The organism is Methylobacterium isbiliense, from assembly GCF_022179325.1.
Lineage (GTDB): Bacteria > Pseudomonadota > Alphaproteobacteria > Rhizobiales > Beijerinckiaceae > Methylobacterium > Methylobacterium isbiliense.
On the sequence record NZ_BPQQ01000029.1, the window covers coordinates 1 to 20821 of the forward strand.

General features: G+C 72.4%; 22 protein-coding genes and 1 riboswitch. Of the genes, 14 read left to right on the plus strand and 8 right to left on the minus strand.

Annotated features, from left to right (window positions below):
• Together MFF61_RS12560 and MFF61_RS12565 are read left to right on the plus strand one after the other, a co-directional pair.
• The coding region (locus MFF61_RS12560; RefSeq protein ID WP_238235469.1) for a putative bifunctional diguanylate cyclase/phosphodiesterase at positions 1 to 1022 on the plus strand (1022 nt) is incomplete at its 5' end.
• Between the two features lie 290 nt (positions 1023 to 1312).
• Entirely contained in the window at positions 1313 to 1783 is a 471-nt protein-coding gene (locus tag MFF61_RS12565) for a BLUF domain-containing protein (protein ID WP_238235470.1), read from the plus strand.
• Between the two features lie 436 nt (positions 1784 to 2219).
• Here the strand turns inward: MFF61_RS12565 and MFF61_RS12570 are convergent, their stop codons facing one another.
• A complete protein-coding gene (locus tag MFF61_RS12570; RefSeq protein WP_238235471.1) occupies positions 2220 to 2405 on the minus strand; it encodes a YdcH family protein in 186 nt (61 codons plus the stop codon).
• Positions 2406 to 2587: 182 nt separating this feature from the next.
• On the opposite strand from MFF61_RS12570, the gene MFF61_RS12575 reads away from it, so the two are divergent.
• The 4 genes from MFF61_RS12575 to MFF61_RS12590 all read left to right on the plus strand — a co-directional run bounded on the left by MFF61_RS12575 (position 2588) and on the right by MFF61_RS12590 (position 5651).
• The gene (locus MFF61_RS12575) at positions 2588 to 2806 is read left to right on the plus strand and encodes a YdcH family protein (protein WP_373324686.1); all 219 of its coding nucleotides are present in this window, start codon (positions 2588 to 2590) and stop codon (positions 2804 to 2806) included.
• A 100-nt stretch (positions 2807 to 2906) separates the two neighbouring features.
• The gene (gene purE / locus MFF61_RS12580; RefSeq protein WP_238235473.1) at positions 2907 to 3419 is read left to right on the plus strand and encodes a 5-(carboxyamino)imidazole ribonucleotide mutase; all 513 of its coding nucleotides are present in this window, start codon (positions 2907 to 2909) and stop codon (positions 3417 to 3419) included.
• Positions 3419 to 4534, plus strand: coding sequence for a 5-(carboxyamino)imidazole ribonucleotide synthase (locus tag MFF61_RS12585; protein ID WP_238235474.1), 1116 nt, complete (start codon positions 3419 to 3421; stop codon positions 4532 to 4534). Before purE ends, MFF61_RS12585 begins: the two co-directional genes overlap by 1 nt.
• A gap of 235 nt (positions 4535 to 4769) precedes the next feature.
• Positions 4770 to 5651 (plus strand): tetratricopeptide repeat protein, encoded by an 882-nt coding sequence (locus MFF61_RS12590; RefSeq protein WP_238235475.1) that lies wholly within the window; start codon positions 4770 to 4772, stop codon positions 5649 to 5651.
• 90 nt (positions 5652 to 5741) lie between these two features.
• Here MFF61_RS12590 and MFF61_RS12595 read toward each other — a convergent pair whose 3' ends face one another.
• Together MFF61_RS12595 and thiC are read right to left on the minus strand one after the other, a co-directional pair.
• Positions 5742 to 6116, minus strand: coding sequence for a hypothetical protein (locus tag MFF61_RS12595; protein ID WP_238235476.1), 375 nt, complete (start codon positions 6114 to 6116; stop codon positions 5742 to 5744).
• Positions 6117 to 6470: 354 nt separating this feature from the next.
• On the minus strand, positions 6471 to 8366 hold the full coding sequence (thiC, locus tag MFF61_RS12600; protein WP_238235477.1) for a phosphomethylpyrimidine synthase ThiC: 1896 nt from the start codon (positions 8364 to 8366) through the stop codon (positions 6471 to 6473).
• 56 nt (positions 8367 to 8422) lie between these two features.
• Positions 8423 to 8533, minus strand: a riboswitch (TPP riboswitch).
• A 136-nt stretch (positions 8534 to 8669) separates the two neighbouring features.
• Between thiC and MFF61_RS12605 the strand changes: the two genes are divergently transcribed.
• Together MFF61_RS12605 and MFF61_RS12610 are read left to right on the plus strand one after the other, a co-directional pair.
• Positions 8670 to 9044, plus strand: a complete 375-nt coding sequence (locus MFF61_RS12605) for a restriction endonuclease (protein WP_238235478.1) — start codon at positions 8670 to 8672, stop codon at positions 9042 to 9044.
• 104 nt (positions 9045 to 9148) lie between these two features.
• On the plus strand, positions 9149 to 10228 hold the full coding sequence (locus tag MFF61_RS12610) for an acyltransferase family protein (RefSeq protein WP_238235479.1): 1080 nt from the start codon (positions 9149 to 9151) through the stop codon (positions 10226 to 10228).
• Positions 10229 to 10232: 4 nt separating this feature from the next.
• Here MFF61_RS12610 and MFF61_RS12615 read toward each other — a convergent pair whose 3' ends face one another.
• Positions 10233 to 10691 (minus strand): GatB/YqeY domain-containing protein, encoded by a 459-nt coding sequence (locus tag MFF61_RS12615; RefSeq protein ID WP_238235480.1) that lies wholly within the window; start codon positions 10689 to 10691, stop codon positions 10233 to 10235.
• Between the two features lie 160 nt (positions 10692 to 10851).
• Here MFF61_RS12615 and carA point away from each other — a divergent pair, with 160 nt between their 5' ends.
• The 5 genes from carA to MFF61_RS12640 all read left to right on the plus strand — a co-directional run bounded on the left by carA (position 10852) and on the right by MFF61_RS12640 (position 15092).
• A complete protein-coding gene (gene carA, locus MFF61_RS12620; RefSeq protein WP_238235481.1) occupies positions 10852 to 12069 on the plus strand; it encodes a glutamine-hydrolyzing carbamoyl-phosphate synthase small subunit in 1218 nt (405 codons plus the stop codon).
• A gap of 212 nt (positions 12070 to 12281) precedes the next feature.
• The gene (locus MFF61_RS12625) at positions 12282 to 12659 is read left to right on the plus strand and encodes a hypothetical protein (RefSeq protein ID WP_238235520.1); all 378 of its coding nucleotides are present in this window, start codon (positions 12282 to 12284) and stop codon (positions 12657 to 12659) included.
• Positions 12660 to 12668: 9 nt separating this feature from the next.
• On the plus strand, positions 12669 to 13388 hold the full coding sequence (locus MFF61_RS12630) for a class I SAM-dependent methyltransferase (RefSeq protein WP_238235482.1): 720 nt from the start codon (positions 12669 to 12671) through the stop codon (positions 13386 to 13388).
• Positions 13389 to 13452: 64 nt separating this feature from the next.
• Entirely contained in the window at positions 13453 to 14766 is a 1314-nt protein-coding gene (locus MFF61_RS12635; protein WP_238235483.1) for a flavin monoamine oxidase family protein, read from the plus strand.
• A gap of 104 nt (positions 14767 to 14870) precedes the next feature.
• On the plus strand, positions 14871 to 15092 hold the full coding sequence (locus tag MFF61_RS12640; protein ID WP_238235484.1) for a hypothetical protein: 222 nt from the start codon (positions 14871 to 14873) through the stop codon (positions 15090 to 15092).
• A 101-nt stretch (positions 15093 to 15193) separates the two neighbouring features.
• Here MFF61_RS12640 and MFF61_RS12645 read toward each other — a convergent pair whose 3' ends face one another.
• The 4 genes from MFF61_RS12645 to MFF61_RS12660 form a co-directional block, all read right to left on the minus strand.
• Positions 15194 to 15544: a hypothetical protein gene (locus MFF61_RS12645; protein WP_238235485.1), complete on the minus strand. Its 351-nt coding sequence runs from the start codon at positions 15542 to 15544 to the stop codon at positions 15194 to 15196.
• Positions 15545 to 15637: 93 nt separating this feature from the next.
• A complete protein-coding gene (locus tag MFF61_RS12650; RefSeq protein ID WP_238235486.1) occupies positions 15638 to 15895 on the minus strand; it encodes a hypothetical protein in 258 nt (85 codons plus the stop codon).
• A 76-nt stretch (positions 15896 to 15971) separates the two neighbouring features.
• Positions 15972 to 17099 (minus strand): S1C family serine protease, encoded by a 1128-nt coding sequence (locus MFF61_RS12655; protein WP_238235487.1) that lies wholly within the window; start codon positions 17097 to 17099, stop codon positions 15972 to 15974.
• Between the two features lie 109 nt (positions 17100 to 17208).
• Positions 17209 to 18330: an acyltransferase family protein gene (locus tag MFF61_RS12660; protein ID WP_238235488.1), complete on the minus strand. Its 1122-nt coding sequence runs from the start codon at positions 18328 to 18330 to the stop codon at positions 17209 to 17211.
• A gap of 201 nt (positions 18331 to 18531) precedes the next feature.
• Here MFF61_RS12660 and scpA point away from each other — a divergent pair, with 201 nt between their 5' ends.
• The gene (gene scpA, locus MFF61_RS12665) at positions 18532 to 20724 is read left to right on the plus strand and encodes a methylmalonyl-CoA mutase (RefSeq protein WP_238235489.1); all 2193 of its coding nucleotides are present in this window, start codon (positions 18532 to 18534) and stop codon (positions 20722 to 20724) included.
• Positions 20725 to 20821 lie beyond the last annotated feature (97 nt).

Sequence of the window (20821 nt, forward strand, 5' to 3'; positions counted from 1 at the left end):
TGTCGATCACCCGCTCGGCGACCGGCTGGATCGCCGAGCGGGTGATCGACATCCTCACCCGGCCGTTCCTGATCGACGGGCACATCCTCAACGTCGGCACCAGCATCGGCATCGCCCTGGCGCCGACCGACGGGGCGAACCCGGAGCAGCTCATGCGCAATGCCGACCTCGCGCTCTACGGGGCCAAGGAGGACGGTCGCGGCGGCTACCGGATGTTCGAGGACGGCATGAACGCCCGCATGCAGGCTCGCCGCACCCTCGAACTCGACCTGCGGCGCGCCATCGCCCGGCAGGAATTCGAACTCCACTACCAGCCGCAGGTCGATGCGCGGAGCGGACGCTACGACGGGGCCGAAGCCCTGATCCGCTGGCATCACCCCGCGCACGGCCTCGTCTCGCCGGCGCAGTTCATCCCGCTCGCCGAGGAGACGGGCCTCATCAACGCGATCGGCGAATGGGTGCTGCGCACGGCCTGCGCCGAGGCGCGGTCCTGGCCGGACCACCTCACGGTGGCGGTCAACCTCTCGCCCGTGCAGTTCCGCGATGTCCGGCTCGTCGCGATGATCCGGAGCATCCTGGCCGAGGCGGGGCTGCCGGGCTCGCGCCTGGAGATCGAGATCACCGAGGGCACGCTGATGCAGGACGAGGAGCGCACCTTCGCGGTCCTCGGCGAGCTGCGGGCGGACGGCATCCGCATCTCGATGGACGATTTCGGCACCGGCTATTCGAGCCTCAGCACCCTGCACCGCTTCCCCTTCGACAAGATCAAGATCGATCAGTCCTTCGTGCGCCGGGTCCCGCACGACCGCGACAGCGTCGCGATCGTGCGGGCCATCGCGACGCTCGGGGCGAGTCTCGGCATCAAGACGACGGCCGAGGGCGTCGAGACCGATCGGCAAGCCCGCTTCATCGCGGAGGAGGGCTGCGATCAGATTCAGGGCTACCTGGTCAGCCGACCGGTGCCGGCGGCCCGTATCGCCGTCCTGTTCCGCGATCCCCGCCCCCTGGCCGCCACGGCCTGAGCGGAATGGCGCGGGCCCATTCCGCCAAGGCTTCGACGGTGCATCATCGTCGCCGCCGAACCGGTGACCACTTCTATGATCGGCCCAGGATGCGGACGCATCGATCTCGATCCCGGGCAAGCCCGGAACCAACGGCCGTCCTCAACGACCGTTAATATTCGGCGCATCATGCTCGGCGCGGCCCCTCGTTCAAGGCCGCACGGGTCCTGCGCCAAGCTCCCGTCCGTGCACCCTTCTCCGAGACGACCGGCATCCGCATCGTCGGACGATACCCTGAGGACTGAGCCGCCATGACGCTCCACCGCCTCCTCTACCGCAGCGACGTCGCGATGGTCGGCAGCGAGGCGACGATCCGCCAGCAGCTCGGTGAGATCGTCGCGATCTCGCAGGGGCGCAACGCCGCCGACGGGCTGACCGGCGCCCTGCTGCAGGCGCATGGCGTCTTCCTTCAGGTGCTGGAGGGCCCGCTCGACGCGATCGAGCCCACCTTCGAGCGGATCTGCTGCGACCTGCGACACCGCCGGGTCGAACTGGTCGAGCTCGTGCCGATCGAGCAGCGGCTGTTCGCCGAATGGTCGATGGGGGCGGTCATCCTCGACCGCGACGTCGAGGCGCTGCTGCCCTCCCGGGATGCGATGCGGGACCTCGCGGCCGATGCCGCCGGCGCGCAGGCCACGGTCGACCTGCTGCGCTCGCTGCTCGTGGCCGCACGCAGCCGCGCCCCGTCCCGCGCGAGCGGTGAGACCGCGTCGGTCACGTGACCAGACCTGCGTGATCGGCCTCGGCCGGTGGGCCCGAAGCCCGCCGGCCGAGGCTCCTGGTCTGGCCTCCTGCTCGCCGCCGGGCCGGGGCCCTCTTCGGCGTGGGATGCGCGACGAGGCCTGCGGCGTGTCCGGATCGTCTCCGGACACGCCCTCGGCCCCGGCTTGGGGCGCGCGGGTCCGCCGCTGCGGCCCGCCACCGTCACGTGCGTGACGCAGAGGAGCGGTAAATCAACACGGAAATCATGCGCCGCACAGCCGCCCTGTACCGGACGGCGCTGCGCCATGACATGTCAAGACTCTGGAAACGGATGAACCGGACCGAGGGGCCGGAAGACGCCGCGCGCGATCCGGAACGTCCGGTGGCCGGGCGTGTGGGGGCGGCCGACCGCAGCGTCGCGCCGCTCTCGGCGCGTCCCGCCACCCGGCAGGTGCCCTAATGCACCACGCGCGTGGAGCTGGTGCGGAGGCGGTTGATTTCGTCCTTGAGGTGAAGCTTGCGCCGCTTGAGTTCGACGATGCGCAGGTCGTCGGTCGAAGGGTGGGAGATCGCGTCCTGGATTTCGCGCTCGAGCGCCTCGTGCTTACGCTCGAGTTCGGACAGATGCGTTTGCAGCGACATCAGCCGAGTCCTCCTGTCTTGGTTGCGACTTGCGTAGCCTGCCACAGACCGTGGCGCCTGTCGAAGGCATTCGTTGCTGCGGTGCAGGAACGTCGCGGTCGCCGAACCATCCGCTCAAGCTTCGCGCTTGCTGGAATCGGGCGGCTGGCGCATGCTCCGGACACGCGTCGGAAAGGGCGATGATGGCGTTCGAGTTGAGTGCTGAATCGGCGGCCGAGTACGAGGCCGAGCTGGCGCGGCTGCGGGAGGAGCACCGCGACCTCGACGACGCGATCGAGGCGCTGATGCACCTCACGGGCGGCGACCGGCTGCAGATCCAGCGCCTCAAGAAGCGCAAGCTCGCCCTGCGCGACCGGATCACTTTCCTGGAAGACCAGCTCACGCCCGACATCATCGCCTGAGGGCGACTATCGGGCGGTTGCGGGCGCGGGGCCGCGCGGGTAGTGCGGGCGGACGGGCCGGCGGCCCGGCGTGCAACCTCTCAACGCTGAAGGCTCGACCATGGCTGAAGGCTCGACCCTGACGGCATCGCCCCCGGTCGCGGTCATCATGGGCAGCCAGTCGGACTGGGCCACGATGCGCCACGCGGCCGAGACCCTCGACGCGCTCGCCATCCCGTACGACGCCCGCATCGTCTCGGCCCACCGCACGCCGGACCGGCTCTTCGCCTTCGCCAAGGGGGCGCGGGAGGCCGGGTTCCGGGTGGTGATCGCGGGCGCCGGCGGGGCCGCGCACCTGCCCGGGATGGTGGCCGCGCTGACGCCGCTGCCGGTCTTCGGCGTGCCGGTCGAGTCCAAGGCGCTCTCCGGGCAGGACAGCCTGCTGTCGATCGTGCAGATGCCGGCCGGCATCCCGGTCGGCACCCTGGCGATCGGCCGGGCCGGTGCGGTCAACGCCGCGCTGCTCGCCGCCGCGGTGCTGGCGCTGCACGATCCCGGCCTCGCCGGGCGGCTCGACGCGTGGCGCACCCGCCAGACCGAGGCGGTGGCCGACCAGCCCGAGCGGACCGCGTGATGGCCCCCTCCCCTCTCAAACCCGGCGCGACGATCGGCATCCTCGGCGGCGGCCAGCTCGGCCGCATGATCGCCGTCGCCGCGGCGCAGTACGGCCTCAAGGTGCACGTCTACGCCCCGGATCCGGACAGCCCGGCCTTCGACGTGGCGGGCACCGCCACGGTGGCAGCCTACGACGACGAGGTGGCGCTCGCCGCCTTCGCGGCCGGCGTCGACGTGGTCACGTACGAGTTCGAGAACATCCCGCGCCGCACCGCCGAGATCCTCGCCGGCATCCGCCCGCTGCACCCGAGCGCGGATGCGCTCGCCACCACGCAGGACCGGCTGACCGAGAAGAGCTTCGTGGCCGGGCTCGGCATCGCCACGGCGCCGTTCCGGGCGGTGGACGACGCGGAGGGCCTGGCCGCCGCCCTGGCCGATCTCGGCCTGCCGGCGGTGCTCAAGACCCGGCGCTTCGGCTACGACGGCAAGGGCCAGCGCATGCTGCGGCCGGGCGATCCCGTCGACCCCGCCGCCGTGATGGCCGCCCTCGGCGGTCAGCCCTGCATCCTCGAAGGCTTCGTGCCCTTCGAGAGCGAGGTGTCGGTGGTGGCCGCGCGCACCGCGTCGGGCGCGTTCGCGGCCTTCGAGCCCTGCGGCAACGAGCATCGCGACCACATCCTGGCCCGCACCCTGGTGCCGGCGCCCGGCATGGAACCGGAGACCGCCGCGGAGGCGATGGCGGTGGCGCGCCGGATCGCCGAGGCGCTCGACTACGTCGGGGTGCTCGCGGTCGAGATGTTCCTGGTGCGCGGGCCAGACGGGCGGGCGGGCGTCGTGGTCAACGAGATCGCGCCGCGCGTCCACAATTCCGGGCACTGGACCATCGAGGGCGCGCTCACCTCGCAATTCGCCCAGCACGTGCGGGCGATCTGCGGCTGGCCGCTCGGCGCCACCGGCCGCGTCGGCGGCGCGCAGGTCGAGATGCTGAACCTCGTGGGCGAGGCCGCCCTGCGCTGGCCGGACTATCTCGCCGAACCCGGCAGCCACCTCCACCTCTACGGAAAGGGCAAGGCGCGCCCCGGCCGCAAGATGGGGCACGTGACCCGCCTCCTGCCCGGACAGGCCCCCGGGTGAGGCCCCGCCGCCACAGGTGGTGCGCCCAAGGACCGGGCGGGCCGCCGGGCGCTGCGTGCAGCCACACCTTCGCCACATCGCCGGGTGAACCGGAATCCACAGGCATCTTAAGCCGTCGTTCACCGCGATCCGGGACCGTGCTCCGCGAGCCGGGAGCCCGCGGGCGGTCCGGGTGCAACCCGTTGCACGAATGACGGACGGACGTGCGGCGCTGCCGCCGTTGGGGGAAGGGGCGATGAAGAGAGCGATCGTGCTGCGCCGGGGAAGGCGGGCGTCCGTGATGGTCGGGGCGGCGGCGCTCGGCGCGCTGGCGCTCGCGGGCTGCGACACCGTCAGCCGCGCCACCGCGACGCGCCAGTTCGCCGTGCTCGACGCGGACAAGACCGGCGCCACCGACGTGAACATCGCCTCGCTCTCCGAGGTGATCCAGCGCAACCCGAACGACGCCGCCGCCTACAACACCCGGGGCGCCGCCTATGCGCGGGCCGGGAATTACGGCGAGGCCATCACCGACTTCACCAAGGCGGTGCAGCTCGACCCGAACTCGGCCTCCGCCTACAGCAACCGGGCGCTCGCGCAGCGCCAGACCGGCCGCAACGACGCGGCGCTGCAGGATTTCAGCCGGGCGATCAGCGCCGACCCGAACTACAGCGCCGCCTATATCGGGCGGGCGAACGTGCAGCGGGCGATGGGCAACTACGAGGCCGCCTACTCGGACCTCAGCCAGGCGATCCGCCTGACGCCGGAATCGGCCGAGGCCTACCACGCCCGCGGCCTCGTGCGGCAGGCGCAGGGGCAGCACCGCGCGGCGATCGGCGACTTCGACGCCGCCATCGACCGCAACCCCTTCGTGGCCGCGCCCTACGCCGCCCGCGGCCAGAGTCTGATCGCCACGAACCAGTACGACAAGGCCATCGAGGACTACAACGCGGCGCTCAACGTCAACAACAAGGACGCGGATTCCTGGGCCTATCGCGGCCTCGCCTACGAGCGCTCGAACCGCCGCCAGGAGGCGACCGAGAGCTACCAGCGTGCCACCGCCATCGACCCCGGCAACGCCGTCGCGCGCCAGGGCCTCGGACGCTCGCAGGGCGGGATGGCCACCTTGTTCCGCTGACGGCCGCCCAGCCGCGCGCCGCCGAACCCGCGGCACGCCGCCAAACCCCTCGCCCGCCCGGACGAGGGGTTTTTTCATGCCCGCCGGCTCTCAGGCGGTGCGCGCCACCGTGGTGCCGATCGTGGTGGACTGAGTGGCCTGCACGTCGCGCGCGTAGGTCTTGGCGCGCAGGGCCTGCTCGGTCGGCAGCTGGTCGATGATCGAGCCGGAGGCCGGGTCGAGCACCTGGAAGACCATCAGCCGCGTGTCGGGGTCGCGACGGATCCGGACCTGGGACGCGTCGGGCTCCGCGGGGGGCCGGCCCTCCGCGATCGTGCGCTTGGCCTCCGGACTGAGATCGAGGGTGACGGCCGTGTCGAGGGGTGCGGAGTCGCGCGCGGGCTCGCTGCGCGGGGCGGGCGGCGGGGGCTCGGGCTCGATCGGCGCCGGTCCGGGCGGCGCCGCGAGGGGTCGGATGTCGATCATCGGGACTCCCCGTGGTGATCACGATGGACCCGATCAGTGCCTCCGCGTGCCTACCGGACGCTTAATGCCGCCCGGCGGTCCGAAGGCTGTGTGAAGGAAGCGTGAAGCGTTCGGATAAAAACACCCCTGCGCCGTGCCGGCCCGGCCGCGCGGCGGGCCCCGCCGGCATCGCCATGCCCTTGCGGCGCCAGCCTGATTCCGGCCGGCAGGGCCCTGCCGGCGCTCTCCCGTCATGCCGGGTCCGCAGGTTAGGCGCTCGCCGATAACGGGCTGCCGTGCCGATGGTAACGGATGCCGGCTGTGCCACCCAATCCGGGCGCCGCGGGGCGATGCCGCGGCGCCCGGGCGCGGTCGCTACTCCGCGGCGTCGACGTAGAGCTTGCCGCCCTCGGCCAGGAACTCCGCCGATTTCGCCGCCATGCCGGCTTCGCGGTCCGCCTCGCTCATCGGCGGGGCCGCGCCCAGGACGGTGCCGGCCGCCTCCATCGCCAGCACGTCGGCCCGCAGATCCTGCGTGATCTTCATCGAGCAGAATTTCGGCCCGCACATCGAGCAGAAATGCGCGACCTTGTGGGCGTCCTTCGGCAGGGTCTCGTCGTGGTAGGCGCGCGCCGTGTCGGGGTCGAGCGAGAGGTTGAACTGGTCTTCCCAGCGGAAGTCGAAGCGCGCACGCGACAGCGCGTCGTCCCGGATCTGCGCGGCCGGATGGCCCTTGGCGAGGTCGGCGGCGTGGGCGGCGATCTTGTAGGTGATCACGCCGGTCTTGACGTCGTCGCGGTTGGGCAGGCCGAGATGCTCCTTCGGCGTCACGTAGCAGAGCATCGCGGTGCCGAACCAGCCGATCATCGCCGCGCCGATGCCCGACGTGATGTGGTCGTAGCCGGGCGCCACGTCGGTGGTCAGCGGGCCAAGCGTGTAGAAGGGCGCCTCGCCGCATTCGCGAAGCTGCTTCTCCATGTTCACCTTGATCTTGTGCATCGGCACGTGGCCGGGGCCCTCGATCATCACCTGACAGCCCTTGTCCCAGGCGACCTTGGTGAGCTCGCCCAGCGTCTCCAGCTCCGCGAACTGCGCCGCGTCGTTGGCGTCCGCGATCGAGCCGGGACGCAGCCCGTCGCCAAGCGAGAACGAGACGTCGTAGGCCCGCATGATGTCGCAGATCTCGTCGAACCGCTCGTAGAGGAACGATTCCCGGTGCCCGGCGAGACACCAGCGCGCCATGATCGAGCCCCCGCGCGAGACGATGCCGGTGACGCGGCGCGCGGTGAGCGGCACGTGCGCGAGGCGCACGCCCGCATGGATCGTGAAGTAGTCGACGCCCTGCTCGGCCTGCTCGATCAGCGTGTCCTTGAACACCTCCCAGTCGAGCTTGAGCGGATCGCCGCCCACCTTCTCCAGCGCCTGGTAGATCGGCACGGTCCCGATCGGCACCGGGGCGTTGCGCAGGATCCAGCCGCGGATGTTGTGGATGTTGCGCCCCGTCGAGAGGTCCATGACGGTGTCGGCGCCCCAGCGGATCGCCCAGACCATCTTCTCGACCTCCTCGGCCGCCGAGGAGGTCACGGCCGAGTTGCCGATATTGGCGTTGATCTTGACCAGGAAGTTGCGGCCGATCGCCATCGGCTCGAGTTCGGTGTGGTTGATGTTGGCCGGGATGATGGCCCGCCCGCGCGCCACCTCGTCGCGCACGAACTCGGGCGTGATGAAGGGGGGGACCGCGGCGCCGAAGCTCTCCCCGTCGGCGATCTTCGCCTCCGCCTGTTCCAGCATCGCCTGCCGGCCCAGGTTCTCGCGGTGGGCGACGTAGATCATCTCCTCGGTGATGATCCCGGCCTTGGCGAACTCGTACTGGGTCGTCATCTGGCCGGGATGGGCGCGCCGGATGGTGCGCTCGGCCGGGCAGGGCGCCACGAGGCGGTCCTCGGGCACGAAGCCGTTGTCCTCCGGCTTGACGGCGCGCGGCGTCACGGTGGCGTAGCCGCGGGCCGCGATCCAGGGCGCGCGCAGCTGCGGCAGCCCGCCCGCGAGGTCGACGCGGGCCTCCGTCTCCGTGTAGGGGCCGGAAGGATCGTAGACCCGCACCGGCGCCTCGGCCGGGTCGCTCAGGGCGATCTCGCGGAACGGCACCCGGATGTCGGGGCGGTCCTTCGGGCTGGCATAGGCCTTCACGGACCCGGCGATGGGGCCGGTGGTGACGCTCTCGGGCTGCCCCTGCGGCGGGCCCTTCGGAGGAATGACGGGGGCGTTCATGGATCTCTCCCGGCTGGAGGAGACCCGGACATGGACCGCGGTGTTCGGGGGCAATGGCGCGTGGTGGTTCCCGTCCCTCCGCCGGTATGACCCGGATCAGGTTCAAGGGTCAGGGGGTCAGACCCCCACTCTCAGCCCCCTCTGCCGGGGCCCCCCTCGGAACGCCCGGACTGTCGGCGGCCCGGATCCCTTTGTCAATTGCCGGCGAACCGGACGGGACCCGCCCTCCCCTCGCCGCGGGCGGACGGGCCTCCCACATGGCGGGGGCCGGGGCGTCCGGCTTGCAGTGGGGGAGGCAAGGTATTGGGGCGGCGAAGCCGGCGCTGGCGCGATGACGATCCGACGACCCACGGCCCGGCGCACGCCGCCCCGGTGATCTGCCCGCTCTGCGAGCGGCGGATCCCGCCGGGCGCCCGCCAGAGCCGTCACCACCTCACGCCGAAGCTCAAGGGCGGCACCCACGGCGAGACCGTGCGGCTGCACCAGATCTGCCATTCGGCGATCCATGCCCGCTACAGCGAGGCGGAGATCGCCCGGCGCCTCGCCGACGTCGCGCGCCTGCGCGAGGATCCCGAGATCGCCCGCTTCCTCGCCTGGGTCCGCACCAAGCCGGACGACTTCCACGCCGCCACGCGCCTCACCCGCGATCGCCGCGAGGCGCGACGGCAGGCACGCTGAAGGAAGGGTTACGCCGAAGCAGCGGATTTGCGCGCTCCCGCGGGACCGGACCTTTACGAGTGGCGGGCTACACCGGCGGCAACCGCTTGTCGCACGAGTCCGCCATGCCCCACGCCACCCCGCCAACACCCGGCCGCCTCGCCTGGGTCGATGTCGCCAAGGGGATCTGCATCATCCTCGTGGTGATGATGCACTCGACCCTCGGGGTCGGGGAAGCGATGGGCGGCGAGGGCTTCCTGCACACGGTCGTGGCCTTCGCCAAGCCGTTCCGCATCCCGGACTTCTTCCTGCTCTCGGGCCTGTTCGTCGGGCGCGTGCTCGACCGGGACTGGCGCCTGTTCGGCGACCGGCGGGTGGTGCACTTCGCCTACTTCTACCTGCTCTGGACGCTGATCCAATCGGCGGTGAAGTACGGGCCGATCACCGACGGGGCGGGACCCGGCGCCTTCGCGGCCCATCTCGCGCAGGCGCTCGTCGAGCCCTACTCGACGCTGTGGTTCATCTACCTGCTGGCGGTGTTCTCGGTCGTCACCAAGCTCACGCGCCGGGTGCCCTGGCCGCTGCTCCTCGGCGCCGCGGCGCTGATCGAGATCCTGCCGGTCGAGACGGGCATCCTGCTCGTCGACGAGTTCTGCGCCCGCTACGTCTACTTCCTGGGCGGCGCCCTGTTCGCCGAGCGCATCTTCCGGGTGGCCGATGCGGCCCGCGCCCGGGCGGGCCTCGCGCTCGCCGGCCTCGCCGCCTGGGCCTTGCTCAACGGGGTGCTGGCCTTCACCCCCACCGGGCTGCCGGCGCACCCGACTCTGGCGAGCCTGCCCGTCGTGAGCCTCATGATCGGCACGGCCGGGGCGCTCGCGATCGTGGCGACCGCCGCCCTGCTCACCCGGGCCGGCGGCGCCGTGACGGCGGCCCTGCGGCACGTCGGCGAGCGCTCGATCGTGGTCTACCTCGCGTTCTTCCTGCCGATGGCCGCGACCCGCATCGCCCTCGTCAAGACCGGCGCGATCAGCGATGTCGGCCTCGCCTCGCTCGTCGTGACGGTGGCGGCGATCCTGGTGCCGCTCGCCCTGGAGCGGCTGGTGCGCCACACCCCGGCCCGGTTCCTGTTCGTGCGGCCGCGCGCCTTCCACATCGCGCCGGCGCGGCCGGCGCGGGCCGAGGTCGCGGCCCTGCGCAGCGCCTGACGGATCAGCCGCCCGCCAGCATCCCCTTCACGAGGCCGCTCGCCTTCGCGAAGTCCATCCGGCCGGCATACTGGCTCTTCAGGGCGGCGATGACCTTGCCCATCTCCTTGGGGCCGGCCGCGCCTGTCTCGGCGATGGCCGCCTGGATCGCCGCGCGCGTCTCGGCTTCGTCCATCTGCCGCGGCAGGAACGTCTCGATGATCGCCACCTCGGCGCGCTCGCCAGCCGCGAGCTCCGGGCGCCCGCCCTGCTCGTAGACCGCGGCCGATTCGTTGCGCTGCTTGATCATCTTCTGGAGCAGCGCGAGGATCTCGTCCTCGGCCAGCGGCTCCTTGCCGAGACCGCGGGCCTCGATGTCCCGGTCCTTGAGAGCGGCCTGGATCAGCCGGACGGTGGCGAGCTTCGCCTTGTCGCCGGCCTTCATGGCCTCCTTCATCTCGGCCGTGAGGCGTTCCCGCAGCATGATGGTCGCAATCTCCGTTGAGCCCGAGGAACTTGGCAGGCGGGCCGCGCGCCCCCACATTGACCGGATCGCGCCGCGCCCCTTAAAGACGCCGTGCCGGACCCGCGCGGACCGCCCTCGGGCGTGTCTCGTCCGCCGCGACATAAGCGAGATCCAGATCATGCTGCAAGACGACGCCGCGGGCGCCCATGCGCCGCACGACGGCTGGGCCGAACCGATCGCGACCGCCCTCCTGGTGCTCGCCGACGGCACCATCCTCGAAGGATTCGGCATCGGCGCCACCGGCGAGGCCGCGGGCGAGGTCTGCTTCAACACCGCGATGACGGGCTACCAGGAGATCCTGACGGACCCCTCCTATGCCGGCCAGATCGTCACCTTCACGTTCCCGCACATCGGCAATGTCGGCACCAACGACGAGGATCTGGAGAGCCTCGCCCAGGCCCCGGCCTCGGGCGTGCGCGGGGCGGTGATCGCCGCGGCGGTGACGAACCCGTCGAACTGGCGTTCGTCGAGCCACCTCGACGCATGGCTCGGCGCCCGCGGCATCATCGGCATCACCGGCGTCGACACGCGGGCGCTCACCGCCCTGATCCGCGACCGCGGCATGCCGAACGCGATGATCGCGCACGACCCGGATGGCCGCTTCGACCGCGAGGCCCTGAAGGCCAAGGCGCGCGACCTGCCCACCATGGAGGGGCTCGACCTCGTGCCGCCGGTGACGAGCCGCGAGACCACCGCCTGGGGCGAGACGGTCTGGCAGCTCGGCCAGGGCTACGGCGCGCGGGCGTCGGGCGAGGGCCTGCGGGTCGTCGCGATCGATTACGGCGTGAAGCGCAACATCCTGCGGCTCCTGACGCAGGCGGGCTGCGACGTCACGGTCGTGCCGGCCACCGCCACCGCCGAGGAGATCCTGGCGCTCAGGCCGGACGGCGTCTTCCTGTCGAACGGCCCCGGCGATCCGGCCGCGACCGGCGAGTACGCCGTGCCGGTGATCCGCAACCTGCTGGAGCGCAAGGTGCCGACCTTCGGCATCTGCCTCGGGCACCAGCTCATGGGCCTCGCCCTCGGCGGCCGCACGGTCAAGATGGGCCAGGGCCATCACGGCGCGAACCACCCGGTGAAGGACAAGACCACCGGCAAGGTCGAGATCGTCTCGATGAATCACGGCTTCGCGGTCGATCCCGCCAGCCTGCCCGGGACGGCGGTGGAGACCCACGTCTCGCTGTTCGACGGCTCGAATTGCGGCCTCGCCCTCACGGACCGCCCGGCCTTCTCGGTGCAGTACCACCCGGAGGCCTCGCCCGGCCCGCGTGACAGCCACTACCTGTTCGACCGCTTCGTCTCGCTGATCCGGGAGACGAAGGGCACAACCGCATAGAACCGGGCCGGGAGGCGGGACCGCGCCTGCCGGCGGAGGCGGCTCCCCCCTGCGCTCGCGCCGGCCCGTCACGCCATCGTGCGCAGCCGGCCTCTTCCCTGCCGGGCGCGTCCGGCGTCATAAAAAACCCGAACTCCCGGCCGAGATGTCGGAATGGTTCCGCCCGCCAAGACGACGCCGATCGTCGCGGGCCTGACGTTCGGGGCTTGCCAGTGATCATCCGCCAGACCATCGCGACCGACGCCTTCACGCGCCTCCACCGCGCGTTCACGTTCCATCTCGGCGTCGCCGCGATGCTGGCCTGGGGCACGGCCCTGTTCGCGGCCTGCCACGCGCCCTGGGTGCGCAACATCCGCCCGCTCCTCGATCCCGCCAGCGGCCGGGTCGAGAGCACGTGGTCGTTCCTGTTCGCGCTGCCGCTGGTGCTGACGCTCGGCTGGGCCGCGGCCTATTTCGGCCGCGAGGCCCTGCGCCGCACGCAGGTGCTGTCGAACGAGGCCGTCGAGTTCGCGCTCGCCGCGGCGGTCGCCTTCGCGGTGTTCTACATGGCGATCGACCGGGCGGTGACGGCCCTTCTGCTCGGCGCCTAAGCCCCGCGCATGACCGCGAGCTGGCGCGAGTTCTGGAACCGCGACAACCCGATCTACGCCAACGACCGGCACCGCACGCTGCACTATGCCGGTCTCGCCCGCGAGATCGCGGCCCTCGTGCCGCACCCGGACGCGCAGGTGCTCGATCATGGCTGCGGCGAGGCCCTCTCGGCCGACAGGGTCGCGCGGGCCTGCGGCCGTCTGATCCTGTGCGACGCGGCCCCGCGGGTGCGCGAGGCCCTGGCCCGCCGCTTCGCCGCCGAGCCGCGCATCGCCGTGATGGCGCCGGAGGAGCTGGAGGGCCTGGCCGAGGCCAGCCTCGACCTGATCGTGGCGAATTCGGTGGCGCAGTACCTCACGCGCGCCGAACTGGAGGCCAGCCTCCGCCTGTGGCGGCGCACGCTCAAGCCGGGCGGCACCCTCATCCTCGCCGACGTGATCCCGCCCGATCTCGGGCCGGTCGCGGATGCCCGCGCGCTCCTGGCCTTCGCCGGGTCCGGCGGCTTCCTCGGCGCGGCGCTCCTCGGCCTCGCCCGCACGGCCCTCTCCGATTATCGCGCGCTGCGCCAGCGCCTCGGGCTCAGCCAGTATGCGCAGGCCGACATGCTGGCGCTCCTGCGCGCGGCGGGCTTCACGGCCGAGCGCCGGCCGCGCAACCTCGGCCACAATCAGGGCCGGATGGCCTTCACGGCCCGCGTGCAGCCCCCTGAGGCAGCACGCCCCGCTTGAATCCCGGCGGCCTGCGCCGATCTGTCGTCGTTCACGGATTCAGGCAAGCATCGCAGGCTCCGGCATGCCTCTCACCCGCCGCTCCCTTCTCACCGGCGCCGCGGCGCTGACCCTGTCGGGCCGCGCCCGCGCGGCGTCCGATGTCGAGGTGGCGGTGGTGGGCGCGGGCGCGGCCGGGCTCGCGGCGGCCGCGGCGATCCGCCGGACCGGGCACAGCGTCGTGGTGCTGGAGGCCCGCCCCCGCATCGGCGGCCGGGCCTTCACGGACGCGGCGCTCGGGCCGGATGCGGCGTTCGATGCCGGCCCGCAATACATCCACTGGGCCGAGCGCAACCCCTGGAAGCCGATCGCGCTCGCGGACGGCGTGCGCCGCACCGACGACGAGGCCGGCCCCTGGCCGCTGGTCTTCCTCGACGGCGCCCCCGCGAGCGATGCCGACCGGCTGCGCCGCCGCACCGGCTTTGCGCGCCTGAGCGCGGCCCTGGACCACCCCGCCGCGGCCGACCGCTCGATCCGCGATGCGGCGGGCCCGGACGACCCGGCGATGCTGACGGCAGCCCAGGGGCTCGCCCGTCTCTCCCTCGGCGAGGAGCCGGAGCGGGTCTCGGCGGCCGATTACGACCAGCTCTGGTCGGGCGACGACATCTGGGTGGACGGCTACGGCGCCCTGGTGACGCGCCACTATGCCGGGCTGCCGGTGCGCACCGGGATGCCGGTGAGCCGGATCGACTGGAGCGGGCCGGGCGTCGCCCTCGACACGCCGGGCGGCACCCTGCGCGCCGCCCTCGCCATCGTGACGGTGCCGGTGGGCGTGCTCGCGGCGGAGGGCCTGCGCTTCGCGCCCGCTCTTCCGGCCGAGACCGCGGGGGCGATCGAGGGCCTGCGCATGGGCGCCTACACCAAGGTGGGGCTCGCCCTCGATCCGGACCGCCTCGCGGGCACGGACCTGCGCGACGCGATCATCGTGCGATCCGGGCGCCCCGGCCTCACCGCCAACCTCGAGATGCGGCCCTTCGGGCGTCCCGTCGCGGTGCTGCACGCGGGCGGCGACGGCGCCCGGGCCCTGTGCGAGGCGGGGGAAGACGCCGCCGTGGCGGCAGCCGCCGACGAGGTCGCGGCGATCTTCGGCGCGAAGGCCCGGGCCGCCCTGCGCGGCGGGCGCCTCGCCGCGTGGTGGACCGATCCTTACGCCCGCGGCAGCTACTCGATCGCCAAGCCCGGCCGGCTTTCGGCCCGCGCGGCTCTGCACCGGCCCGTGGCCGGCCGCCTGTTCTTCGCCGGCGAGGCGGCGGCGGGGGGCGGCGCCATGACGGTGGGCGGCGCGACCCTCGACGGCCAGCGTGCCGCCCGGGCCGCCCTTGCGGCGCTCGGCGCCTGACGCCGCCTGGCCGCGGCGCCCCTGCGCCCTATATGGTCAACGGCGGCGGCGGGACGGCGCGACAGCGTGGACGTCCGGAGAAGCCGACCGTCGAAAGGCCGAGGATGACCGGAGTAGACAGCGCGGCCCGCGACCGGGCGGAAACCCGGGCGGCGCGTGCGCGAATGCAGGCTGCGGCCGCAGCCGATGCGTGGTCCGACCTGGACAAGGCCAACCGACATCGGGATGAGAACATGGCCCGCCTGAAGGCGCTTCGCCTGATGAAGGAAGCCGAGGAGGCCGAGGCCGCACGGGCTGCTCCGCCCCGCAAGGCCCGCAAGCGATAAGCGAGTTTCGCGATGTAACTGTCAGCGGACGACGCGCCGGCAGGGCGGCGCACGTCCGTCGAAGGGTCCCCTGCTAGGGAGTTCGCTCCCTGCCGGGAGGTTCAGTGCAGCGCGCGGCGCGGCTCGCCCGCACGCTGGACCTCCCAGGCCTCGATCGCACTGCCCAGGATGCCGCCGTCGTGCAGCCGGTTGCTGAGATCGATGAAGGCGCGCTCGCGTTGTTCGAGATCGGCCGCCTCCGCTTCCTCATCGTCCTCCTCGGCGCTCGCGAACCGGTCGAAGGCCGCCGACATCTGCGCGAAGGCCAGCGCCACCGGCATGGTGCGGAAGACCGTGACGAAGTCCGCGTCGATATCCCCGGTGGCCAGATCCCGCATCAGGACGACGTAGCCCTCCGCGTGATCCGCGATCTCGTACTGCCATTGTCGGCCTTCGCAGGCTGCAAGGATCATGGCGTTCTCCCGTCTCGCCTCCTCTCGAATGCCGGAGGGCAGAGGGAGGTTCCGGCACGACGGGTGCGCCCGGTGCGGCACCGCACGGGCGGCTCAGCGGGTGCCGGCCTCGAAAGCGGCCCGGCCGCCGATGCGCACCTGCATGCCGCTGCCCAGATCGATGAAGCCGGGAGCCGGGCGCTCGGCCGCCCTCACGCCCCGCGCCTCGGCCTCGCGGCATTCGGGGCGGTCGGGCAGGCGCACGCCGGGCGGCGCGTCCTGCGGGCAGAGGCGGGGACGCGGCACGCGCTCGCCCGCCGCGGCGGGGGCCGCGGCGACGAGAAGGGCTGCGAGCGGAAGCAGGCGTGTCATGGCAAGGGTCTCTCGGACCCGAGCATACGCCCGGACGCCGCCCGGCGCCAGGAGGTGGGACGAGCACCACGACGCCTCACTGCCGCTGCTGGCCCACATCCGCGGTCGTGACCTGGAGGGTGCGCATGCGCCCGTCGCGCAGGATGGTGAGTTCGACGGTCTGGCCGACGCCGGCCGCCTGGATCACCGCCGTGAGGTCGGCGAGCCGGTGCACCGGCCGGCCGTTCGCCCCGACGATGATGTCGCCGATCTCGCCGGTCGCCGGATCGAGGCCGCGCAGGCCGGCAGCCGCCGCCGGCGAGCCGCGCAGCACCCGCACCACCACGACGCCGTCGATGCCGAGCTGCGCGGTGGCCTCCTCCTGCGCCGCCACGATGCCGATGCCCGGCGTCGGCGTGCGGCCGGTGCGGATCAGGTCCGGCACCACCCGGTTCACCACGTCGATCGGCACCGCGAAGCCGATCCCCGCGCTGGCGCCCGAAGGCGAGAAGATCGCCGTGTTGACGCCGATCACCCGGCCGGCGGAGTCGAGCAGCGGTCCGCCCGAATTGCCCGGGTTGATCGCCGCGTCGGTCTGGATGACGCCGGACAGCTCCCGCCCCTCGGCGGTGGGCAGCCGCCGCTGCAGCGCGCTGATGACGCCGGTCGTGAGCGTGTGGTCGAGGCCGAACGGGTTGCCGATGGCGTAGACGGATTGCCCGACCTTCAGGTCCGCCGAGGAGCCGATGGCGATCGGCGGCGGCATCTTGCTCACCCGCCCGAGCTTGAGCACCGCGAGGTCGTAGTTCGGCGCGGTCCCGACCACCGTGGCCGGCACCGTCTCGCCGCCCGCCAGCCGCACCGAGATCTCGCCGCCGCCCTGGATGACGTGGTTGTTCGTCACGATGTGGCCGGCCGCGTCCCAGACGAAGCCGGTGCCGGTCTGGTCGCCCCCGCCCTGCTCGCCCTGGCCGCCGTAGGGATCGCCCCGCATCAGGTCCTGGGCGCGCGGCGCGCGGCGCGCGAAGACGTAGACCACGGAGGGCGCGGCGCGTTCGAACAGGGCCACGGTCGAGGATTCGGCCGGCGCGAGATCGCCCCGCGGGGTGATGGCCCGGGGCTGCTCCACCGAATAGAGGAGACCGGTGACGTAGGGTTGGGCCACGAAGAGGGCGAGCAGCACGAGGGCGACGGCGAGCGCCCCCCGCAGGAACCGATCGGACACGACGCGAGACTCCGGGCATGAACGGGTGAGAGGCCTGCCTGAAACTGGGCAGCCGCCTCAAGCCTTCAACGTCGGAGGCGCCGATCCGCTGCCGCGGCGGGCCGGCGCCTCAGGAGGGCTGGAGGATCTTCCGGGTCTCCCGGCCGGGCAGGCGCGGCAGGCGGCCGCCCCGGATCGCGTCCCGCGCGCGGCCGACCGCCGGCTCGATCAGGGCGTAGAACCCGACCGCCACCGGCAGGGTCAGGGCGAGCCCGGCGAGGTAGCCCGTGAGCGTGAACCCGCGCGTCAGCGAGAGCACCAGAACCATCACGGCAACGTGCGACAGGTAGAGCGCGTAGGTCAGGTCGCCGAGGGACCGGTCGGCCCGCCGGAAGCCGGCGAGGCGACACTGCGCCAGGATCGCGATCGCGGCCAGCATCCCGAGGAGCAGTTCGAGCTCGACGCCGACCGCCCGCTCGAAACCGAGGTCGGGATGGCGGGGCGGCCGCGCCGCGAATTCCCACAGGATCGCCGCCAGGGACAGGGCGACCGCCACGGCCGCGCCGCGGCTGCGGCCGCGCAGGGCGAAGTAGAGGGCGCCCCCGAACCAGAAATAGGGGGCGAGGGTGAAGGTCTCGGGCGCCCGCTTCAGCATGGCGAGTCCGAACAGCGGCACGGTGGCGAGCGCGACGGCAAAGCTCGTGCGCGCGAGCGTCCAGCGCTCGCGGCCGAGCCGGCTCCCGAGCCAGCCGAGGGCGAGCGCCCCGGCCACAGCGGCGTAGAACAGCATCTCCAGCCGCACCGCCCAGGCGATCGACACGAACTTGTACGTCATCGCGAGATTCGAGAACGGCACGAAGCCGAGCAGATTGGCCGCGAGGTTCCAGACCGTGAAGGCGCTCTCGGGCAGGCTCTCCCCGGCCCGGTCGAGGCGCAGGGTGCCCAGCGCCGCGAACAGCCCGCAGACCGCGACGGCCGCGAGGGCGGCGGCGAGGAAGAGCGGCACGATCCGCAGCAGGCGGTTGGCCAGGAAGGCGCCCGGCCGGCCGGCATAGACCCGGTCCGCCGCCTCGCAGATCACGAAGCCCGACAGGGCGAAGAAGGCGAGCACCGCGAGGCTGCCCACCTCATAGGGCTGCGCCGCCGCGCTCAGGCCCTCCGGGGCGAGGTTGGCGAGGAAATGCTGCTGCACCACGAGGATCGCGAGCAGGAGCCGGAACGCCCCGAACGGGCGGTAGGTGAGATCGGTCATCGGCGGGCAGGATTCGCAAGGCATCCCTCAGGATGTGCGCCGCCGCCTCCGGCCGGCCATGCGTGGCGGATGCGCAGATGCCCGCGGATCCGCACCGTCGCGCGCGGCCCCGTGCCACCTTATGGCCAGGGCCCGTGCAATGGCGCAGGCCCGAGCCCGCGCCTATACTGAGGTGAACGCCGCCAACGAGAGTCGCAGGCCATGACCCCCGACACGGAGCCCCGTCGCAACGCCAGCCGGATTCCGGATTTCTCCGGCATCGCGTTCGCGCCGGCGTCGCCCGGTCCGGCGGCGGCCGGCACGGCCGAGGCCTGGATGACGCCCGAGGGCATCCCGGTGAAGGGGGCCTACGGCCCGGCCGACCGCGAGGGCCTCGATTTCCTCGACACCTATCCGGGCATCGCGCCCTTCCTGCGCGGCCCCTACCCGACCATGTACGTCACCCAGCCCTGGACCATCCGGCAATATGCCGGCTTCTCCACGGCGGAGGATTCCAACGCCTTCTACCGGCGCAACCTCGCGGCCGGCCAGAAGGGCCTCTCGGTCGCCTTCGATCTCGCCACCCACCGCGGCTACGATTCCGATCACCCCCGCGTGTCCGGCGACGTCGGCATGGCGGGCGTGGCCATCGACTCGATCTACGACATGCGCACCCTGTTCTCGGGGATTCCCCTCGACCAGATGACCGTGTCGATGACCATGAACGGCGCGGTGCTGCCGATCCTGGCCCTCTACATCGTGGCGGCCGAGGAGCAGGGCGTGCCGCCGGAAAAGCTCGCCGGCACGATCCAGAACGACATCCTCAAGGAGTTCATGGTCCGCAACACCTACATCTACCCGCCCGCCGGGTCGATGCGGATCATCTCGGACATCTTCGGCTACACCTCGGCCCACATGCCGAAGTTCAACTCGATCTCGATCTCCGGCTATCACATGCAGGAGGCCGGGGCGACCCAGGATCTCGAACTCGCCTACACGCTCGCCGACGGCGTCGAGTACATCCGGGCCGGGCTCGCCGCCGGGCTCACCATCGACCAGTTCGCGCCCCGCCTGTCCTTCTTCTGGGCGATCGGCATGAACTTCTTCATGGAGGTGGCGAAGATGCGGGCCGCGCGCCTGCTCTGGGCCAAGCTCGTGAAGGAGTTCGCGCCGAAATCCGAGAAGTCGCTGGCGCTGCGCACCCACTCGCAGACGAGCGGCTGGTCGCTCACCGCGCAGGACGTGTTCAACAACGTGACGCGCACCTGCGTCGAGGCGATGGCGGCGACGCAGGGGGGCACCCAGTCGCTCCACACCAACGCCCTCGACGAGGCGCTGGCGCTGCCCACCGACTTCTCGGCCCGCATCGCCCGCAACACCCAGCTCTTCCTGCAGCAGGAGAGCGGCACGACCCGGATCATCGACCCCTGGGGTGGCTCCTACTATGTCGAGCGCCTGACCCGCGACCTCGCCGGGCGGGCCTTCGAGCACATCCGGGAGGTCGAGGCGCTGGGCGGCATGGCCAAGGCGATCGAGGCCGGCATCCCGAAGCTGCGCATCGAGGAGGCGGCGGCCCGCACCCAGGCGCGGATCGATTCCGGCCAGCAGACCATCGTGGGCGTCAACAAGTTCAAGCCGGACGGCGACCGGCCGATCGACTTGCTTCGCGTCGACAACGGCAACGTGCGGGCGATGCAGATCGACAAGCTCAAGCGCCTGCGGGCCGAGCGGGACGAGGGCGCGGTCGCAGCCGCCCTCGACGCGCTGACGCAGGCGGCGGGCGGGAGCGGCAACCTGCTTGCCCTCGCCGTCGAGGCGGCACGGGCCAAGGCGACCGTGGGCGAGATCTCGGCGGCGCTGGAGCGGGCCTGGGGCCGGCACCAGGCCGAGATCCGCTCGATCTCGGGCGTCTACAAGCGGGAGATGGGCGGCATGTCCGGGGCGGTCGAGCGGGTGCGGGGCCTCGTCGAGGCGTTCGAGGAGGCGGATGGCCGCAGGCCCCGCATCCTGGTCGCCAAGATGGGCCAGGACGGGCACGACCGCGGCCAGAAGGTGATCGCCTCGGCCTTCGCCGACCTGGGCTTCGACGTCGATATCGGGCCGCTCTTCGCCACGCCCGAGGAGGCGGCGCGGCAGGCGGTGGAGAACGACGTGCACATCGTCGGCGTCTCCTCGCTGGCGGCCGGCCACCTGACGCTGGTGCCGGAACTGAAGAAGGCGCTGACCGAGGCCGGGCGGCCCGACGTGATGATCGTGGTCGGCGGCGTGATCCCGCCGGGCGACTTCGAGGCCCTGCGCCAGGCCGGCGCCTCGGCGATCTTCCCCCCCGGCACCGTCATCGCGGAGGCCGCCGTCACGCTGATCGCCGAACTCAACCGGCGCCTCGGCTACGCCGCCCGGGAAGCCGCCGAATAGGATGAGGCAGGCCGGATCGGGGCCGATCCGGCGTGCCGATCGCCCCCGAACGCGGGTTTCGGAAGCCCCGGGAAGGAACTTCCCCTTTCGCTGACCG

Excerpts from the sequence above, each read along its gene's own strand:
- MFF61_RS12565 (WP_238235470.1), top strand. The coding sequence starts at position 1,313 with ATGACGCTCCACCGCCTCCTCTACCGCAGCGACGTCGCGATGGTCGGC.
- MFF61_RS12570 (WP_238235471.1), bottom strand. The coding sequence starts at position 2,405 with ATGTCGCTGCAAACGCATCTGTCCGAACTCGAGCGTAAGCACGAGGCG.
- MFF61_RS12575 (WP_373324686.1), top strand. The coding sequence starts at position 2,588 with ATGGCGTTCGAGTTGAGTGCTGAATCGGCGGCCGAGTACGAGGCCGAG.
- purE (WP_238235473.1), top strand. The coding sequence starts at position 2,907 with ATGGCTGAAGGCTCGACCCTGACGGCATCGCCCCCGGTCGCGGTCATC.
- MFF61_RS12585 (WP_238235474.1), top strand. The coding sequence starts at position 3,419 with ATGGCCCCCTCCCCTCTCAAACCCGGCGCGACGATCGGCATCCTCGGC.
- MFF61_RS12590 (WP_238235475.1), top strand. The coding sequence starts at position 4,770 with ATGAAGAGAGCGATCGTGCTGCGCCGGGGAAGGCGGGCGTCCGTGATG.
- MFF61_RS12595 (WP_238235476.1), bottom strand. The coding sequence starts at position 6,116 with ATGATCGACATCCGACCCCTCGCGGCGCCGCCCGGACCGGCGCCGATC.
- thiC (WP_238235477.1), bottom strand. The coding sequence starts at position 8,366 with ATGAACGCCCCCGTCATTCCTCCGAAGGGCCCGCCGCAGGGGCAGCCC.
- MFF61_RS12610 (WP_238235479.1), top strand. The coding sequence starts at position 9,149 with ATGCCCCACGCCACCCCGCCAACACCCGGCCGCCTCGCCTGGGTCGAT.
- MFF61_RS12615 (WP_238235480.1), bottom strand. The coding sequence starts at position 10,691 with ATGCTGCGGGAACGCCTCACGGCCGAGATGAAGGAGGCCATGAAGGCC.
- carA (WP_238235481.1), top strand. The coding sequence starts at position 10,852 with ATGCTGCAAGACGACGCCGCGGGCGCCCATGCGCCGCACGACGGCTGG.
- MFF61_RS12630 (WP_238235482.1), top strand. The coding sequence starts at position 12,669 with ATGACCGCGAGCTGGCGCGAGTTCTGGAACCGCGACAACCCGATCTAC.
- MFF61_RS12635 (WP_238235483.1), top strand. The coding sequence starts at position 13,453 with ATGCCTCTCACCCGCCGCTCCCTTCTCACCGGCGCCGCGGCGCTGACC.
- MFF61_RS12640 (WP_238235484.1), top strand. The coding sequence starts at position 14,871 with ATGACCGGAGTAGACAGCGCGGCCCGCGACCGGGCGGAAACCCGGGCG.
- MFF61_RS12645 (WP_238235485.1), bottom strand. The coding sequence starts at position 15,544 with ATGATCCTTGCAGCCTGCGAAGGCCGACAATGGCAGTACGAGATCGCG.
- MFF61_RS12650 (WP_238235486.1), bottom strand. The coding sequence starts at position 15,895 with ATGACACGCCTGCTTCCGCTCGCAGCCCTTCTCGTCGCCGCGGCCCCC.
- MFF61_RS12660 (WP_238235488.1), bottom strand. The coding sequence starts at position 18,330 with ATGACCGATCTCACCTACCGCCCGTTCGGGGCGTTCCGGCTCCTGCTC.
- scpA (WP_238235489.1), top strand. The coding sequence starts at position 18,532 with ATGACCCCCGACACGGAGCCCCGTCGCAACGCCAGCCGGATTCCGGAT.